Origin of the sequence: Phaeobacter sp. QD34_24, assembly GCF_028890115.1 — a bacterium.
GTDB lineage: Bacteria > Pseudomonadota > Alphaproteobacteria > Rhodobacterales > Rhodobacteraceae > Phycobacter.
Genome location: NZ_JARCJD010000013.1, coordinates 117,683 through 134,947, shown reverse-complemented (window position 1 = coordinate 134,947; position 17,265 = coordinate 117,683). Strand labels below are relative to the sequence as shown.

General features: G+C 63.3%; 13 protein-coding genes. 11 read left to right on the top strand and 2 right to left on the bottom strand.

The features are described from left to right. Window positions 1-139 precede the first annotated feature (139 nt). On the bottom strand, window positions 140-3,652 hold the full coding sequence (gene dnaE, locus PXK07_RS12285; RefSeq protein WP_274848612.1) for a DNA polymerase III subunit alpha: 3,513 nt from the start codon (window positions 3,650-3,652) through the stop codon (window positions 140-142). Window positions 3,653-4,050: 398 nt separating this feature from the next. On the opposite strand from dnaE, the gene PXK07_RS12280 reads away from it, so the two are divergent. The 8 genes from PXK07_RS12280 to PXK07_RS12245 all read left to right on the top strand — a co-directional run bounded on the left by PXK07_RS12280 (window position 4,051) and on the right by PXK07_RS12245 (window position 13,705). Continuing rightward, window positions 4,051-5,412 carry a xanthine dehydrogenase small subunit gene (locus tag PXK07_RS12280; RefSeq protein ID WP_274848611.1) on the top strand — a complete coding sequence of 454 codons (1,362 nt, stop codon included), beginning with the start codon at window positions 4,051-4,053 and terminating at the stop codon, window positions 5,410-5,412. Next, window positions 5,409-7,706: a xanthine dehydrogenase molybdopterin binding subunit gene (gene xdhB / locus PXK07_RS12275; protein WP_274848610.1), complete on the top strand. Its 2,298-nt coding sequence runs from the start codon at window positions 5,409-5,411 to the stop codon at window positions 7,704-7,706. Before PXK07_RS12280 ends, xdhB begins: the two co-directional genes overlap by 4 nt. Beyond that, window positions 7,696-8,682, top strand: a complete 987-nt coding sequence (xdhC, locus tag PXK07_RS12270; protein WP_274848609.1) for a xanthine dehydrogenase accessory protein XdhC — start codon at window positions 7,696-7,698, stop codon at window positions 8,680-8,682. Before xdhB ends, xdhC begins: the two co-directional genes overlap by 11 nt. Beyond that, a complete protein-coding gene (locus PXK07_RS12265; protein WP_274848608.1) occupies window positions 8,679-10,196 on the top strand; it encodes an ABC transporter ATP-binding protein in 1,518 nt (505 codons plus the stop codon). Before xdhC ends, PXK07_RS12265 begins: the two co-directional genes overlap by 4 nt. Before the next feature lie 39 nt (window positions 10,197-10,235). After that, entirely contained in the window at window positions 10,236-11,318 is a 1,083-nt protein-coding gene (locus PXK07_RS12260; RefSeq protein WP_274848607.1) for an ABC transporter permease, read from the top strand. Next, window positions 11,318-11,638 (top strand): hypothetical protein, encoded by a 321-nt coding sequence (locus tag PXK07_RS12255; protein ID WP_274848606.1) that lies wholly within the window; start codon window positions 11,318-11,320, stop codon window positions 11,636-11,638. The genes PXK07_RS12260 and PXK07_RS12255 overlap by 1 nt, the downstream gene beginning before the upstream one ends. Beyond that, a complete protein-coding gene (locus tag PXK07_RS12250) occupies window positions 11,639-12,559 on the top strand; it encodes an ABC transporter permease (protein ID WP_274848605.1) in 921 nt (306 codons plus the stop codon). Window positions 12,560-12,631: 72 nt separating this feature from the next. After that, window positions 12,632-13,705, top strand: a complete 1,074-nt coding sequence (locus PXK07_RS12245; protein WP_274848604.1) for a BMP family ABC transporter substrate-binding protein — start codon at window positions 12,632-12,634, stop codon at window positions 13,703-13,705. 68 nt (window positions 13,706-13,773) lie between these two features. On the opposite strand, the gene PXK07_RS12240 is transcribed toward PXK07_RS12245, so the two are convergent. Beyond that, entirely contained in the window at window positions 13,774-14,391 is a 618-nt protein-coding gene (locus PXK07_RS12240) for a CDP-alcohol phosphatidyltransferase family protein (RefSeq protein WP_274848603.1), read from the bottom strand. A gap of 120 nt (window positions 14,392-14,511) precedes the next feature. On the opposite strand from PXK07_RS12240, the gene PXK07_RS12235 reads away from it, so the two are divergent. The 3 genes from PXK07_RS12235 to PXK07_RS12225 are packed head-to-tail and all read left to right on the top strand — an operon-like array spanning window position 14,512 to window position 17,197. After that, complete coding sequence (locus PXK07_RS12235) at window positions 14,512-15,468, top strand: aldo/keto reductase (protein WP_274848602.1); 957 nt, start codon at window positions 14,512-14,514, stop codon at window positions 15,466-15,468. Continuing rightward, window positions 15,465-16,541, top strand: coding sequence for an NAD(P)/FAD-dependent oxidoreductase (locus PXK07_RS12230; RefSeq protein WP_274848601.1), 1,077 nt, complete (start codon window positions 15,465-15,467; stop codon window positions 16,539-16,541). Before PXK07_RS12235 ends, PXK07_RS12230 begins: the two co-directional genes overlap by 4 nt. Beyond that, window positions 16,541-17,197 carry a DUF938 domain-containing protein gene (locus tag PXK07_RS12225; RefSeq protein ID WP_274848600.1) on the top strand — a complete coding sequence of 219 codons (657 nt, stop codon included), beginning with the start codon at window positions 16,541-16,543 and terminating at the stop codon, window positions 17,195-17,197. Before PXK07_RS12230 ends, PXK07_RS12225 begins: the two co-directional genes overlap by 1 nt. The last annotated feature ends 68 nt before the right edge of the window (window positions 17,198-17,265 follow it).

Below are 17,265 nucleotides of genomic sequence, written 5' to 3'. Positions count from 1 at the left end.
AGGTGCCCAAAGGTCTTCCTGTCAGCCATCGCACTCGCAGCGCTCGTCATTTACTGGCTATGAGTCCTGACCCTAATATGACGTTCAGCAAAAAGATCCCCTTTTGCTAAAGCTTTAGAGATTGCCAAGGGGGATGCCCCTATATCTCTTCGACGTCCAGAACACCTTCCAGCGATTTCAGCGCGCCCTTGATCTGCGGGTTGATCGGGAAGACCTGCCCCAGATCCATCTCCACATCCCCCGGCAGGCTGGGATCCTGCAGATACATCAAGACTTCGCCCCGGCTGGCATTGCGGGCGGCCGATTTGGCATCCTCCAGCACGCGGGCCACGGTGCCGATGGCGCCCGCATCGCTGACATAGACCCGGAGCGAGCTTTTGCCCGCATCGGCAATGGCGGCATCCACCGGCCCGACCGAGCGCACCAGCAGTTTCAGCTGATCGCTTTCCATGGTGGCCTCGGCTGTGATCACCACCTTGGCGCCGGTCTCAAGAAACTCCCGCGATTTTTCAAGAACTTCAGAAAACAGAGTGACCTCGAAGGCGCCGCTGGGATCGCTGAGCTGGGCAAAGGCAAAGCGGTTGCCGCGCGCCGATTTGCGTTCCTGCCGTCCGGCGACCACCCCGGCCATCTTGGCCATGAAGGGGCCGCGCTCGGCCTTGGCGGTGACCTCGTCCAGGGTCATCACGTCCTTGCGTTTCAAGGCGGGCATGTAGTCGTCCAGCGGGTGGCCCGAAAGATAGAAGCCGATCGCCTTGAATTCCTCGCTCAAGCGTTCGGCAGGCAGCCAGTCGGGCGTTCCCGCAAGGCGCGGTTCGGGCAGATCGTCACCCGCCTCACCAAAGAGCGACACCTGGTTGGAGTTCTTCTGCTCGTGGATCGCGGCAGAGTAATTGACCAGCCCCTCAAGGCTTTCGAACAGGCGGCGGCGGTTGCTGTCGAGCTGATCAAAGGCACCGGCCCGCACCAGCATTTCAAGGGGGCGCTTGCCGACCTTCTTGAGGTTCACCCGGCGGGCAAAGTCGAAGATGCTGACAAAGGGCCGTTCCGTGCCATCTTCGCGCCGCGCCGCGGTCACCAGCCGCATCACGTCGACGCCAACGTTCTTCAGCGCGCCCAGCGCATAGACCAGTTCGCCATTGACCACGTTGAAGGTCGCCTCGGAGCGGTTCACGCAGGGTGGCACGTAGGGCAGGCTCAGCCCCTTGCGGACTTCCTCAAAATAGATCGCCAGCTTGTCCGTCAGATGGATATCGCAGTTCATGACGCCGGCCATGAATTCGACCGGGTGGTTCGCCTTCAGCCAGGCGGTCTGATAAGAAACCACCGCATAGGCCGCCGCGTGGGACTTGTTGAAGCCGTAGTTGGCGAATTTCTCCAGAAGGTCGAAGACCTCGGACGCCTTCTTCTTGTCGACGCCATTCTCCGCCGCGCCCTTTTCGAACTTGGGGCGTTCGGCGTCCATCGCCTCCTTGATCTTCTTACCCATGGCGCGGCGCAAGAGGTCAGCACCACCAAGCGAATAGCCCGCCATCACCTGGGCAATCTGCATCACCTGTTCCTGGTAGACGATGATGCCTTGGGTTTCCTCAAGGATATGGTCGATCAGCGGGTGGACCGAGGTGATCTCCTTCAGGCCGTTCTTCACCTCGCAATAGGTGGGGATATTCTCCATCGGGCCCGGACGGTAAAGCGCCACCAGCGCCACGATGTCCTCGATACAGGTGGGTTTCATGCGCTTGAGCGCATCCATCATGCCGGTGGATTCCACCTGGAACACGGCAACCGTCTTGGCGGCGGAATAGAGCTTGTAAGAGGCCTCGTCATCCAGCGGGATGGCGTTGATCTCATTCACCGCGCCTTCGGGCGGCTCGTAAAGCTGGGTACCATCGGCGGCCACGTGCAGATCGCGGCCTGACTGGCGGATCAGATCCACCGCGTTCTGGATCACCGTCAGGGTCTTCAGACCAAGGAAGTCGAACTTCACCAGCCCCGCCTGCTCCACCCATTTCATGTTGAACTGGGTTGCGGGCATATCCGAGCGCGGATCCTGATAGAGCGGCACCAGCGCATCCAGGGGCCGGTCGCCGATCACCACACCCGCCGCGTGGGTGGAAGCATTCCTGAGCAGCCCTTCGACCTGCTGGCCATAGGTCAGGAGGCGATCCACCACGGGTTCGTTCCTGGCCTCTTCGCGCAGGCGCGGTTCGTCCTGCAGCGCCTTTTCGATGGAGACGGGTTTCACGCCTTCGACCGGGATCATCTTCGACAGGCGATCCACCTGGCCATAGGGCATCTGCAAGACGCGGCCGATATCGCGCACCGCCGCCTTGGACAGGAGCGCACCGAAGGTGATGATCTGCCCGACCTTGTCGCGCCCGTACTTCTCTTGCACGTAGCGGATCACCTCTTCGCGGCGATCCATGCAGAAGTCGATATCGAAGTCGGGCATCGACACCCGTTCGGGGTTGAGGAAGCGTTCGAACAGCAGGCTGTAGCGCAGGGGGTCAAGGTCGGTGATGGTCAGCGCATAGGCCACCAAGGAGCCCGCGCCCGAGCCCCGGCCCGGCCCAACCGGAATGCCGTGATCCTTGCCCCATTTGATGAAGTCCGCAACGATCAGGAAGTAGCCGGGGAAGCCCATGCCTTCGATGATGTCCAGCTCGAAATCGAGCCGTTTCTGGTATTCCTCGACGCTGACCGCATGGGGGATTACCGCAAGCCGGTTCTGCAGGCCCTCGTTGGCCTGGCGGCGCAGCTCCTGCACCTCGTCGTCGGCGAATTTCGGCAGGATCGGATCGCGCCGATAGGCCATGAAGGCGCAACGCTTGGCGATTTCCACCGTGTTCTCGACCGCCTCGGGCAGGTCGGCAAACAGCGTCACCATTTCCTGCTGGCTTTTGAAATAGTGCTGCGCGGTCAGGCGGCGGCGCGGCTCGGACTGGTCCACATAGGCGCCCTCGGCGATGCAGATCATCGCGTCATGGGCCTCGTACATCTCGGTATTGGGGAAATAGACGTCATTGGTGGCGACCAGCGGCAGGTCCATCGCATAGGCCATTTCCACATGGCCGCGCTCGGTCAGGCGCTCCGCCTCGGGCTGGCCGTCTTCGCCCGGATGGCGCTGCAACTCCACATAAAGACGGTCCGGGTAGATCGCCTTCAGGCGCTGCATCAGCGCCTCAGCCGCAGGGCGCTGGCCCTGTTGCAACAGCTTGCCCACCGGACCGTTCGGCCCGCCCGAAAGGCAGATCAACCCTTCGGAGTTCACCTCCAGCTCTTCCAGCGTGACCTGCGGCAGCTGCCCGCCCTTGTCCACGTAGAGACAGGACGACAGCTTCATCAGGTGCTCGTACCCGGTTTCATTCTGCGCCAAAAGGACGATGGGGGCCGGAACCTTGGGCCGCTCTCCCGGCTCGCTTTTCTCGAAGGTCACATCCACCTGGCAGCCGATGATCGGCTGGATCCCGGCGCCCGACAGGGTGACCGAGAATTCCAGCGCCGAGAACATCGCATTGGTGTCCGTCACCGCGATGGCAGGCATCTCGTTTGCCTTGCACAGGTCCGGCAGTTTCTTCAGCCGCAGCGCCCCCTCCAGCAGAGAGTATTCCGTGTGGGTGCGCAGGTGAATGAATCGGGGAGCATCGGTCATGACGCCAAGCTATCCGATCCGGGGCGCCGGATAAAAGCGCATTCGTCAGCGCCCAAATCCCGGCGATTGCAGCAGCTGCCCCCTCCCCAGATCCCACTGTTTTGCCCGCATAATGAGCGGCATTATCAGGAAAACACGAAAAGTCCTTTCCGGCCTGCGGCAAAGCCAAGGCGCCAAGGAGCCAGATAAACCTTTAAAAACTAAGTAAGATGCTCCGCATGCCGGTAAAAACGTCCTATTTGTAAATTCGAGGCAGCCCTGTCGCTTTTCCTTGCCAGACCGCACATACGCTTTCTACTCTGTGTCAGATAAGCAAGCATATATCCCGCCAGCTCTTCTACGTCGCATCGAAGGGTTGGCCATTTGGGAAAACAGGGTAAGGCGACGGGTTTCACAAGATGACAATCACCTTTCATCTGAACGGTGAGGAGGTAACGCTGGAGGGAGCGGATCCTTCAGCGACGCTGCTGGACTGGCTGCGCGAGGAACGCGGGCTCTGCGGCACCAAGGAAGGCTGCAACGAGGGTGACTGTGGCGCCTGCACGGTGATGGTGACGGATGGGCGCGGCGCGAAACCGCTCAACGCCTGCATCCTGTTCCTGCCGCAACTGAACGGGAAATCCGTGCGCACGGTCGAAGGTGCCGCCGGGCCGGATGGCAGCCTGCACCCGGTGCAGCGCGCCATGATCGACCACCACGGCAGCCAGTGCGGCTTTTGCACCCCCGGTTTCGTGATGTCGATGGTCACCGCCCACAAGGAAGGCGCGCGGGATTTCGATGATCGCCTCGCCGGGAACCTCTGCCGCTGTACCGGCTATGCGCCGATCATCCGCGCCGCCGAGGCCGCTGCCGATGAACCCGTGCCCAGTTGGATCGCCGCCGAAGCCGCCGCCAAGGCCGCGCCGCTCGAGAACATGCCGAACTCTTCGGACGCGCTTGCCACGCTTTACGCCGCCAACCCCGAGGCCACCCTTGTGGCCGGGGCAACCGATGTGGGCCTCTGGGTCACCAAGGGGCTGCGCGATCTGGGGCAGATGATCTTTCTCGACGCCTGCGAAGACCTGAAACAGATCGACATCAGTGACGAGACCGTGCGGATCGGCGCCATGGTCGATATGAACCGCATGCGCGCCACCCTAGCGCCCCTGCATCCCTCCTACGGCGAAATGATCCGCCGCTATGCGTCGCAACAGGTGCGCGCCGCGGCCACGGTGGGTGGCAATATCGCCAATGGCTCCCCCATCGGGGACAACCCGCCTGCCCTGATTGCCCTGGGGTCAACGCTGCACCTGCGCCGGGGGGATACCCGCCGCGACCTGCCGCTGGAGGACTTCTTCATCGACTACGGCAAACAGGACCGCCAGCCCGGCGAATTTGTCGAGGCGGTGTCCTTCCCGCGCCAGCCGGATGCCTTACGCGTCTACAAGCTCTCGAAACGGTTTGATCAGGACATTTCGGCGGTGCTGGGCGCCTTCAATATCCGGGTTGAGAATGGCGTCGTGCACTCCGCCCGCATCGCCTTTGGCGGCATGGCGGGCGTGCCGAAACGCGCCAGCCAGGTCGAGGCAGCGCTTCTGGGTCAGCCCTGGACTCCGGCGACGATCACCCTCGCCCAAGGGGCATTTGGACAGGACTTCACCCCGATGAGCGACATGCGCGCCTCGGACGCCTACCGTCTGGACTGCGCCCGCAACATGCTCTTGCGCTATTTCGCAGATCTTGCAGGCGAACCCGTCAGCGTGCTGGAGGTGAGCCAATGAGCGTTGCAAAGCCCCTCCCCCACGACGCCGCCCGCCTGCATGTGACCGGCGCCGCCCGCTATGTGGACGACACCCCCACCCCGCGCGGCACGCTGCATCTGGCCTTTGGCCTGTCGCAGGTCGCCAAGGGGCGGATCACCTCCCTGGATCTGGCTCCGGTGCGCAGCAGCCCGGGCGTGGTTGCGGTTTTGACGGCCGAGGATCTGCCCTTTGACAATGATGTCTCGCCATCGAACCACGATGAGCCGCTCCTGTCGGATGGAACGGTCAACTATATCGGCCAGCCCCTGTTCCTTGTGCTCGCCAGCAGCCACCGGGCGGCACGTGTCGCGGCGCGCAAGGCTGTCATTGGATATGCCGAGGAAACCCCGCTTCTGACCCTGGATCAGGCCCTTGCCGCCGACAGCCGCTTCGAGGACGGCCCGCGCATCTATGAGAAGGGCGATGCCGCTGCCGCCATTGCAGCCGCACCGCGCGTGGTGGAGGGCACCTTTGACTTGGGCGGGCAGGAGCATTTCTATCTCGAAGGTCAGGCCGCCCTTGCCCTGCCGCAGGAAGATGGCGGCATGCTGGTCAATTCATCGACCCAGCACCCGACCGAGATCCAGCACAAGGTGGCCGAGGCGATTGGCCTGCCGATGCATGCCGTGCGGGTCGAAACCCGGCGCATGGGCGGCGGCTTTGGCGGCAAGGAAAGCCAGGGCAACGCGCTGGCCGTTGCCTGCGCCCTGGCCGCGCGCCACACCGGCCTACCTTGCAAGATGCGCTATGACCGCGATGATGACATGGTCATCACCGGCAAGCGCCACGCCTTCCGCATCTCCTACCGCGCGGGGTTTGATGCCGACGGTCGGCTTCTGGGCCTGGAGTTCACCCATCTGGTGAACTGCGGCTGGGCACAGGATCTGTCGTTGCCGGTGGCAGATCGCGCCATGTTGCACTCCGACAACGCCTATGCCATCCCCGCGATCCGCATTGAAAGCCATCGCCTGAAGACCAACTTGCAAAGCGCCACCGCCTATCGCGGTTTTGGCGGCCCACAAGGCATGGTCGGGATCGAACGGGTGATGGACCATATCGCCCATGATCTGGACCTTGACCCGGTCGAGCTGCGGCGGCGCAATTACTATGCCGCGCCGGGCACCGCCACGGGGGACAACACCACCCCCTACGGCATGGAGGTCAGCGATTTCGAGCTGCACGAGATGACCGCGCAACTGCTGCAGAGCGCCGATTACGCCGCCCGCAGGGCAGAAATCACCGCCTGGAACGAGAGACACGCTCGCCTGAAGCGCGGCCTTGCCTTCTCTCCGGTGAAGTTCGGTATTTCCTTCACGCTGACCCATCTCAATCAGGCCGGCGCTTTGGTGCATGTGTATCAGGATGGCTCGGTCCATCTGAACCACGGCGGCACCGAAATGGGACAGGGGCTGTTCCAGAAGGTCGCGCAGGTGGCGGCCAGCCGGTTCGGCATTCCGTTGGAGAAGGTGAAGATCACCGCCACCGATACAGCCAAGGTGCCCAATACCTCGGCGACGGCGGCCTCCTCCGGCTCGGATCTGAACGGGATGGCGGTCATGGCCGCCTGCGACACCATCCGCGCCCGCATGGCCGACCATCTGGCGCGCCTGCATCAGCTAACTCCCGCTGAGGTGATCTTTGACGGCGGCAGTGTGCGCATCGGCGCGACCGTCGAGATCAGCTTCGATGAGGCCGCGAAACTCTGCTATGAGGGTCGGATCAGCCTGTCGTCCACCGGGTTCTACAAGACCCCGAAACTGGAATGGGACCGCATCAAGGGCCAGGGGCGCCCCTTCTTCTACTTTGCCTATGGCGCCGCCCTGACCGAGGTGGTCGTGGATCGGCTCACCGGCGAGAACCGGATCCTGCGCGCCGATATCCTGCATGATGCGGGCGCTTCACTGAACCCTGCTCTGGACATCGGCCAGGTCGAAGGCGGCTATGTTCAGGGTGCCGGGTGGCTCACCACCGAGGAACTGGTCTGGGACGACAAGGGCGCCCTGCGCACCCATGCGCCCTCGACCTACAAGATCCCCGCCTGCTCGGACCGCCCGGATGTGTTCAACGTGGCGCTTTATGACGGGCAGAACCGTGAGGAGACGATCTACCGCTCCAAGGCGGTGGGGGAGCCGCCCTTCATGCTGGGGATCTCCGCCTGGCTGGCCCTGTCGGATGCGGTGGCCAGCTTTGGCACGACCTACCCGGCGCTGAATGCACCCGCCACGGCGGAAGAGATCTGGCACGCCGCGCGGAGGGTTTCGGATGGGGTTTGACCTTGCCGGTCTGAAGGCCGCCGTGGCCGCTCATGGGCGCGTCACCCGCGTTGTGATCGCGGCGATTCGCGGCTCTTCCCCGCGCGAAGTGGGTGCGGCCATGCTGGTCTGGCGCACGGAGGGCGGGTTTGCGCAATCCGGCACCATCGGCGGCGGCGCGCTGGAATTCGAGGCGGCGAGACGCGCTGCCGCACAGGGCAAGTCTTCCGTTCTCAGCACCCATGCGCTTGGGCCGGATCTGGGCCAATGCTGCGGCGGTTCGGTGACGCTCTTGAGCGAGGTCTATGAGGCGGCCGATCTGCAAGCTCTGACCTCTGACGTGATCGCCCGGCCTGCTGGCGGCAACGGTGACATGCCGCTTTCCGTCCACCGCAAGCTATCCCAGGTTCGCAATCGGGGGAATCGTCCCGCAGCGCAGCTGATCGACGGCTGGATGATCGAACCTGTGCATCGCCCCGAACGCCCCTTGTGGATCTGGGGCGCGGGCCATGTGGGCCGCGCGCTGGTCGATGTGCTTGCCCCGCTGCCCGATCATGCGGTCACCTGGGTCGATACCGCAGAAAACCGCTTTCCGGACAGCGTGCCAGGCGGCGTCACCCCGGTTTGGGCCGAAAACCCGGCCCTTTTGCTGCCTCACGCGCCGTCAACTGCACAGCATCTGATCCTCACCTATTCCCATGAGCTGGATCTGGCGCTATGCCACGCCCTGCTGAAACACGATTTTGCCTTTGCCGGTCTGATCGGATCTGCCACCAAATGGGCGCGGTTCAAATCGCGCCTTGCCGCACTTGGGCATGAGCCGGCGCAAATCGCGCGGATCACCTGCCCGATCGGGGATCCAGGCCTGGGCAAGCATCCGCAGATGATCGCGGTGGGTGTGGCGGCACAGCTGCTGGCGCTTGCGGCTGGTCGGGATGAGAAAACGGACGCGACGCAAGGCGCGGAACAGGAACAACGGAAGGATCGGCACGCGTGACAGTCCCCCTCTTGAGCCTCCAGGGCCTCACCAAGGCCTATCCGGGCGTCGTCGCCAACGATCAGGTCTCCTTCGACATCGGTGAAGGCGAAGTGCATGCGCTGCTTGGTGAAAACGGCGCCGGCAAGTCGACGCTGGTGAAGATGATCTACGGGCTGGTGAAGCCGGACAGCGGCCAGATGCTGCTGCGCGGGGCCCCCTTTGCCCCGGCAGAGCCACGTGCCGCCCGCGCCGATGGCATCGCCATGGTGTTCCAGCATTTCTCTTTGTTCGATGCGCTGAATGTGGCGGAAAACATCGCCCTTGGCATGGAAAACCCGCCCGCGATGCGGGATCTGGCCAGCCGCATCCGCGAGGTGTCGGAAACCTACGGCCTGCCGCTGGATCCCTATCGCACCGTAGGCGATCTCTCTGCCGGGGAGCGCCAGCGGGTCGAAATCATCCGCTGCCTGCTGCAGGATCCGAAACTCCTGATCATGGACGAGCCGACCTCGGTGCTGACCCCGCAGGAGGTGGAGATCCTGTTCGAGACCCTGCAGAAACTGCGCAGCGAGGGCACCTCGATCCTCTATATCAGCCACAAGCTGGAAGAGATCCGCAAGCTCTGCGATCACGCCACCATCCTGCGCCTGGGCAAGAACGTCGGCGAATGCACCCCGGCTGAAACCTCGGCCCGCGACATGGCCGAGATGATGGTGGGCACGGCGCTGAAAACACCGACGCGGTCGGACCGGATCATGGGCAATGTGGCGCTGGATATCAGCGGCCTGTCGGTCCCCTCCCCTTCGGCCTTCGGCACCTCCCTGAAGAACATACACCTGAGCCTGCGCAAGGGAGAGATCCTTGGCATCGGTGGCGTGGCCGGCAACGGTCAGGATGAACTGCTGGCGGTATTGTCCGGCGAAACCCTGTCTGCGCCGGATGCGGTCAAGCTGCACGGGCAGCCGATCGGCAGGCTGGGGCCGGTTGCGCGTCGGCGCCTGGGCCTGCTCTCGGCCCCGGAAGAGCGCCTGGGCCATGCCGCCGCGCCGGACATGAGCCTGACGGAGAACGCCATGCTGACCGCCGCCGTGCGCGAGAACCTCGTGAACCGCGGCTTTCTGAACTGGCCCGCCGCCAAGGCCTTTGCCAAGCGTGTGATTTCCACCTTTGACGTGCGCACACCGGGGCCTGAAAATGCAGCGCGCTCCCTGTCTGGCGGCAACCTGCAGAAATTCGTCATCGGCCGCGAAGTGCTGCAGCGCCCCGAGGTGCTGGTGGTGAACCAGCCCACCTGGGGCGTCGATGCCTCTGCCGCCGCCGCCATCCGCCAATCGCTGCTCGATCTCGCTGCAGGCGGCACCGCCCTCCTCTGCATCAGCCAGGATCTGGACGAGCTGATGGAGATCTCGGACAGTTTTGCTGCCCTCAACGAAGGCCGCCTCAGCACCCCGCGGGCTGCAAGCGGCCTCACGGTGGACGAGATCGGCCTGATGATGGGCGGCGCCCACGGGATGGAGGTGGCCCATGTCTGACCGCTGCCAGAATGTGACTATCAAGGAAGGGGCTGACACATGATCCGGCTTGAAAAACGCCCACAGCCCTCGCGCGCCTGGTCGATGGCGACGCCGCTGGTCGCGGTGCTGGCCACGATGATCGCAGGCGGGCTTCTGTTCGCCATCCTCGGCAAGGATCCGGTGGAGGCGATCCGCACCATCTTCTGGGAGCCGCTGTTTGGCGAATTCGCCTTCTACTACCGCCCACAGCTTCTGATCAAAGGCGGGCCGCTGGTCCTGATCGCCATCGGCCTGTCCTTGGGCTTTCGCGCCGGGATCTGGAACATCGGCGCCGAAGGGCAATACATCATGGGCGCCCTCTTTGGCGCGGGCATGGGGCTGGCCTTCTACCCGCACGAGGCCTGGTACATCTTCCCGCTGATGGTCCTTGCGGGTGCCTTTGGCGGCTGGCTCTGGGCGATGATCCCGGCCCTTCTGAAGGTGCGCTTTGGCACCAATGAGATCCTGGTGTCGCTGATGCTGGTCTATGTGGCCGAGCAATTCCTGGCATCGATGTCATTGGGATTGCTGAAAAACCCCGAAGGATTTGGCTTTCCGGGCAGTCGTAACCTGCAGCAATACGAAAGCGCCCATAACGCTGATCTGATCGCCGGATCCGGCATGCATTGGGGCGTGGTTGCAGCGCTGATCGCGGTGATCTTCGCCTATGTGCTGCTGAACCGGCACATGCTGGGTTACCAGATCCGCCTGACCGGAGAGGCCCCGCGCGCGGCACGGTTTGCGGGCGTGAAACCGGCCCGCCTGATCCTGTTCTGCCTTGGCGCATCGGGCATGCTGGCAGGCCTTGCGGGCATGTTCGAGGTCTCCGGGCCATCCGGTCAGGTCTCGATCGATTTCAACGTGGGCTACGGGTTCACCGCCATTATCGTCGCCTTCCTGGGCCGGTTGCATCCCGTGGGCATCATGCTGGCGGGCGGGCTGATGGCGCTGACCTACATCGGCGGGGATATCGCCCAGTCGAACATGGGTCTGCCCTCGGCGGCGATCCAGGTATTCCAGGGAATGCTTCTGTTCTTCCTTCTGGCATTTGACCTTCTGACCAATTTTCGCCTGCGTCTAGGCAAGCCGGAGGTGGCGTGATGGAAGCGGCGGTTAGATCTATCAAGATGTGGGATGCGGAAGCCCAAAAGGAAGTCGTTCTCGAAGTCAGCCACGATGAAATGGATTCTTTGGAGCGAGACGTACGCGCTGACCCTGCCGTGATGTCTGCCTTAAAAGAGTACCAGGATCTTTGCGAAACTTCGCGCGCCGAGGGTGAGACTTCTTCGCCGGAGCCACCGGCTAGCATGGGCATATTCTGGCGGTTGTTGCAGTCCCACAACCCAATTTGGCCGGGAACGATGGGCAACGAGATTCGGCGAGAAATCGAAACGCGAGTTTTCAAGGGGCAGGACACGTAAATGGATCTTTCTGCAATCAACCCGGTCCTTTTGATCGCCTCCCTCATGGTGGCGGCCACGCCCCTGCTGCTGGCCGCCGTGGGGGAGCTGGTGGTGGAGAAATCAGGCGTTCTGAACCTTGGTGTCGAGGGCATGATGATCACGGGCGCCATCGCGGGCTTTGCCACTGCCGTGGAAAGCGGCTCGCCGCTCCTAGGCTTTGTCGTGGCGGCCATTGCCGGCGCGGCGCTGTCGACGCTCTTTGCGATCCTCACCCAGTTTGCCCAGGCCAATCAGGTTGCCTCGGGCCTGTCGCTGACGCTTTTTGGTCTGGGTCTCTCGGCGCTGATGGGCCAGTCCTATGTGGGGATCAAACCGCCGCAGATGCAGGACATCCATATTCCCGTCCTTAGCGATCTGCCAGTGGTGGGGCCGATCCTGTTCGGTCATGACATCATCCTCTATTTCGGAATCGCGCTGACGGCGGCCATCTGGGCGGTGTTGAAATACTCCCGCGTCGGCCTGATCCTGCGCGCGGTGGGGGAAAACCACGATGCGGCCCATGCGCTGGGATACAAAGTCGTGCGCATCCGCATCCTCGCGATCCTGTTCGGTGGCGCCTGCGCGGGCATGGGCGGCGCCTATATCAGCCTGATCCGCGTGCCCCAATGGACCGAAGGCATGACCGCCGGTATCGGCTGGATCGCCCTGGCGCTGGTGGTCTTTGCCAGCTGGAAACCCTGGCGTGTGCTGCTGGGTGCCTATCTTTTTGGCGGCGTCACCGTGGTGCAGCTTAATCTGCAGGCAGCGGGCGTTGCCATTCCGGTGGAGTATCTGGCAATGTCGCCCTATCTGATCACCATTGTGGTGCTTGTCATCCTCTCGGCTGATAAGAGCAGCGCACCGGCTGCCCTTGGTCGCAATTTCCACGCCTCCCGTTAGCATCTGACGGAAGGCCAAACACCCTGCCCGGTTGCCCGGGCACAATAGTAACAAACACGGGGGATCCCTTTGATGAAACTGACGAAACTTCTGACCGGCGCCGCCATGGCCCTGGGCCTGGCCACCAGCGCCATGGCCGAAGACAAGACCAAGGTGGGCTTTGTCTATGTTGGCCCCGTCGGCGACGGCGGCTGGACCTATGAGCACGATCAGGGCCGCAAGGCCGTGGTTGCGGAATTCGGCGACAAGGTCGAAACCGTCTATGTTGAAAACGTCGCCGAAGGCCCCGACGCCGAGCGCGTGATCACCCAGATGGCCCTGCAGGGCGCTGACCTGATCTTCACCACCTCCTTCGGCTACATGGACCCGACCATCAACGTCGCCAAGAAGTTCCCGAACGTGAAGTTCGAGCACGCCACCGGCTACAAGCGCGCCGACAACGTCTCGACCTATTCCGCCCGCTTCTATGAAGGCCGCGCCGTGCAAGGCACCATCGCGGGCCACATGACCAAGTCGAACATCGTCGGCTACATCGGCTCCTACCCGATCCCCGAAGTGATCCGCGGCATCAACTCCGCCTATATTCACGCCAAGAAAGTGAACCCGGACGTGCAGTTCAAGATCGTCTGGGCCTTCACCTGGTTCGACCCGGCAAAAGAAGCCGACGCCGCCAAGGTTCTGATCGAACAGGGCGCCGACGTGATCCTGCAGCACACCGACTCTACCGCGCCCCAGGCCGCCGCACAGGCTGCTGGCAACGTGATCACCTTTGGTCAGGCGTCTGACATGGCCGAATACGGCCCGCTGCCGCGCGTCTCCTCGATCATCGACAACTGGGCGCCCTACTACATCGCCCGCACCAAGGCCGTGATGGACGGCACCTGGACCTCCGTTGACACCTGGGATGGCATCGCCCCCGGCATGGTCGGCATCGGTGAAATCTCCGACGCGGTTCCGGCCGATGTCAAAGCTGCGGCTCTGGCGATCAAAGACTCCATCGCGGACGGCTCCTACCACCCGTTCACCGGCCCGATCAACAAGCAGGACGGCTCGGCCTGGCTGGCAGAGGGCGAGACCGCCGATGACGGAACCCTGGCGGGCATGAACTTCTTTGTCGAAGGCATCGAAGGCGACATCCCGCAGTAAGCGGCTTGCCCATTGCAATACGGAAAGGCCCGCCAATTCGGCGGGCCTTTTTCTTTTAGGACTGCAAGTCACTCGGCCTTTTCTGAAAACACCCGATAGGCCAACAGCACCCGCGAACCAGCCGTCACGAAACACAAGGCCCCGAACACCCAGGCCATCGGCGCGAACACTCCCGGAAACAAGCAGAGTGCCACGAAGAAACCAATCGTCTCTGCCCCTTCCAACAGCCCTCCGGTGAAGTAGAGCGTTTTGACGCCGCGCGCGCTGCTGGTCATCTTGTGCCGCTCCGCGAGGACGGAATAGCCAAGAAAGCTGGCGCCATTGACGTAGAAGGACGTGAGCAGGAATGCCCCCGCCACTCCGTTGGCTGCAGGATCCGCCAGCACGAAGCCCAAGGGCACCGCGCCGTAGAACAGGAAATCACAGGTGATATCGAGATAGCCGCCAAACCCCGTCGGAGCACTTGCCCGCGCCACGGCTCCGTCCAGCCCATCGGCCAGGCGCGACAACAACAGCGGGACCAGAGCCCAGCCAAACACCCCCAGCGCGATAAGCGCGGCGGACAGAAGACCAAGCGCCAGCCCCACCAGAGTCACCTGATTGGCCGTGATGCCCCAGCGCGCAATCACCCGGCCCTGGGCATTGAGGGCGGGGTCGATCAGGGGGCGGAGGCGGGCATCGAACATGGGATCATTTTTGCCCTGCAATGGCGCCGCGCTCCAGTCACAATCGCGCGGGCCGGGGAATTGTGCGAGCGCGCCATCTTGGCTCTTTTCCCTGTTACACGGACGTGGCAGGTTCTGCCCATGACACGCACCCTGACCACCCCCGATCACACACCCGTTAGCCGTTTTGCCTTTGGCACCATGCAGTTCGGAGGCCGCGCGGATGAGGCGCAATCGGCCGAGATGTATGCCGCCTGCCGCGCCGCCGGGATCAGCCATTTCGACACCGCCTGGGTCTATACCGAGGGCACCAGCGAGACCATTCTGGGCAAGCTGATCAAGGGCGAGCGGGAAAAGCTGCTGATCGCCACCAAGGTGGGTTACACGGGCGGTGCGGGTGCCGCCAATATGCGCGCGCAGTTCGACACAAGCCGGGCGCGGCTGGACCTTGATATGGTCGATGTTCTGTATCTTCATCGCTTTGATCCCAACACCGACCTGCGTGAAACGCTTGAATGCTTTGCCATCCTGAAACAGCAGGGGCAGATTCGCTATGTGGGCCTGTCGAACTTTGCCGCCTGGCAGGTGGTGAAGGCGCAGATGATTGGCGCCGAATTCGATCTGAAGGTGGATATCCTGCAGCCGATGTATTCCCTGGTGAAACGCCAGGTGGAGGTGGAGATCCTGCCGATGTGCGCCGACCAAAGCATTGCCATTGCGCCCTACTCCCCCCTGGGCGGCGGGTTGCTGACCGGGAAATATGCAGCAGGCGGCGGTGAGGGCCGCCTGAAGGACGATCCCCGCTACAACAGCCGCTACGGGCAGGACTGGATGCATCAGGCCGCCGCCGATCTGGCGACCCTCGCGCAGGAGATCGGCACCGATCCCGCAACGCTGGCCGTGGCCTGGGCCGCAGCCCATCCTTCGGCACCCATGCCGATCATCTCGGGCCGCACGGCGCAGCAGTTGGCGCCCTCACTTGCCGCCATGACCTTCGAGATGACACCGGATCTCTATGATCGGATGTCAGCGCTCAGCCCGCGCCCGGCCCCCGCCACCGACCGGCTGGAGGAACAGGACGAAGGCAGCGCGGCATGAGCGATTTCATCGTCATCGGCGGCGGCATTGCGGGCATCAGCGCCGCTGCACGCTTGTCGGATCTTGGCACGGTGACGGTGCTGGAGGCGGAAGAGGCGCTTGGCTATCACGCCTCGGGGCGCTCTGCCGCGATGTTCGAGGAAAACTACGGCAACCCGGCCATCGTGGCCCTCAACAAGGTCAGTGCCGACTATCATTTCCACGCCAATGGCGGATATCTGACGCCGCGCGGCTTCATGCTGGTGGCGGGCCCCGGCGAAGAGGCGCAATTTGCTGCCGACGTGACCGAACTGGGCCTGCACCCCATCGAGATTGAGGACGCTTACGCACGGGTGCCGATCCTGAAACCTGAAACCGTCACCCTGGCGGCCCTGCACGAGGACGCACAGGATCTCGATACCGACCGCATGATCCAGGATTTCGCCCGCGTCGTGCGTGGCGCCGGCGGCAAGGTTGTGACGAAGGCCGAAGTCACCGCGATCCGACATACCGGCGCAGGCTGGCAGGTCACGGCAGGCGGTGAGGTCTATGCCGCCAAGCAACTGGTCAATGCCGCAGGTGCCTGGGTGGACCGTATCGCAGCCCTGGCCGGGATAGCGCCCATCGGGATCACTCCCAAACGCCGATCGATGGCGCGGCTGCCTGCACCGGGCGGTCATGATGTCTCCACCTGGCCGATGCTGATGGGCGTCGGGGAAGGCTGGTATGCCAAACCCGATGCGGGCAAGCTTCTGGTCTCCCCCGCCGATGCAGATCCGGTCGAACCCCATGATGCCTTTGCCGACGATATGGTTCTTGCCGAAGGGCTGGCCCGTTACGAGGAGAAGGTGACCGAGCCGGTGACCCGCGTCGAAAGCAACTGGGCAGGCCTGCGCAGTTTCGTGCGCGATGGGGCGCTGGTTCTGGGCCCGGATCCCGCACGCCCCGATTTCATCTGGTGCGCGGCGCAGGGCGGCTATGGATTTCAGACCGCGCCTGCCGCCTCGCGCCTGATCGCCGATCTGATCGGTGGTCGCCCGTCAGAACTTGACCGCGAGACCATCGCGGCACTCTCACCCGAAAGGCTGCGCTGATGCCCATTCGCTCTGTCCCCGGCTTTGCCTCTGTCGCCACACCCGAAGGGGGTATGCTCTATGCCCCCTCCGCCGCGCGCAACCTGGAACCGCTCTGCGATCTTCTGGAGGATATCGCACCGCCATCAGGCCGGGCGCTGGAGATCGCCAGCGGCACCGGCCAGCATGTCATCGCCTATGCCGCGCGCCTGCCCGGCCTCATCTGGCAGCCAAGCGAGGTGGACGCCACCCGCCGCACCAGCATTGATGCCCATGCCTCTGACACGGCACTGGACAATATCCGGCCTGCGCTGGAGCTGGATGCCACCGCCCCCGGATGGGCGCAGAGTGTTGAGCCCGTCGATTTCATCGTCCTGTCGAACCTCTTGCATCTCATCACCGAAGATGACGCAAAGACCCTGATCCGCGAGGCCGCCCGCGCCCTGAAACCATCGGGAAAGCTCTGCATCTATGGCCCCTTCATGCGGGCAGAGGAGCTGACCAGCGAGGGCGACCGTGCCTTCCATGCCTCCCTCATCGCCCATGATCCGGAAATCGGCTACAAGGACGATTTCGACACCATCGACTGGCTGCAGAATGCGGGCCTCGACATGAGCGATGTGATCGAGATGCCCGCCAACAATCTGGCATTGGTGGCGCAAAAACCGGATTTCTGACCCAGATCAAGGCCGCCTGCCCCGGGCCGTCCTACTCCTTCGAAAAATCGAATATGAAACGCGAAGGA

What these genes read in the sequence shown, in the direction of transcription:
- PXK07_RS12230 (WP_274848601.1), top strand. Translation starts at nt 15,465, where the DNA reads ATGAGCGATTTCATCGTCATCGGCGGCGGCATTGCGGGCATCAGCGCC.
- PXK07_RS12240 (WP_274848603.1), bottom strand. Translation starts at nt 14,391, where the DNA reads ATGTTCGATGCCCGCCTCCGCCCCCTGATCGACCCCGCCCTCAATGCC.
- PXK07_RS12225 (WP_274848600.1), top strand. Translation starts at nt 16,541, where the DNA reads ATGCCCATTCGCTCTGTCCCCGGCTTTGCCTCTGTCGCCACACCCGAA.
- PXK07_RS12250 (WP_274848605.1), top strand. Translation starts at nt 11,639, where the DNA reads ATGGATCTTTCTGCAATCAACCCGGTCCTTTTGATCGCCTCCCTCATG.
- dnaE (WP_274848612.1), bottom strand. Translation starts at nt 3,652, where the DNA reads ATGACCGATGCTCCCCGATTCATTCACCTGCGCACCCACACGGAATAC.
- PXK07_RS12255 (WP_274848606.1), top strand. Translation starts at nt 11,318, where the DNA reads ATGGAAGCGGCGGTTAGATCTATCAAGATGTGGGATGCGGAAGCCCAA.
- PXK07_RS12245 (WP_274848604.1), top strand. Translation starts at nt 12,632, where the DNA reads ATGAAACTGACGAAACTTCTGACCGGCGCCGCCATGGCCCTGGGCCTG.
- PXK07_RS12260 (WP_274848607.1), top strand. Translation starts at nt 10,236, where the DNA reads ATGATCCGGCTTGAAAAACGCCCACAGCCCTCGCGCGCCTGGTCGATG.
- xdhC (WP_274848609.1), top strand. Translation starts at nt 7,696, where the DNA reads ATGGGGTTTGACCTTGCCGGTCTGAAGGCCGCCGTGGCCGCTCATGGG.
- xdhB (WP_274848610.1), top strand. Translation starts at nt 5,409, where the DNA reads ATGAGCGTTGCAAAGCCCCTCCCCCACGACGCCGCCCGCCTGCATGTG.
- PXK07_RS12235 (WP_274848602.1), top strand. Translation starts at nt 14,512, where the DNA reads ATGACACGCACCCTGACCACCCCCGATCACACACCCGTTAGCCGTTTT.
- PXK07_RS12280 (WP_274848611.1), top strand. Translation starts at nt 4,051, where the DNA reads ATGACAATCACCTTTCATCTGAACGGTGAGGAGGTAACGCTGGAGGGA.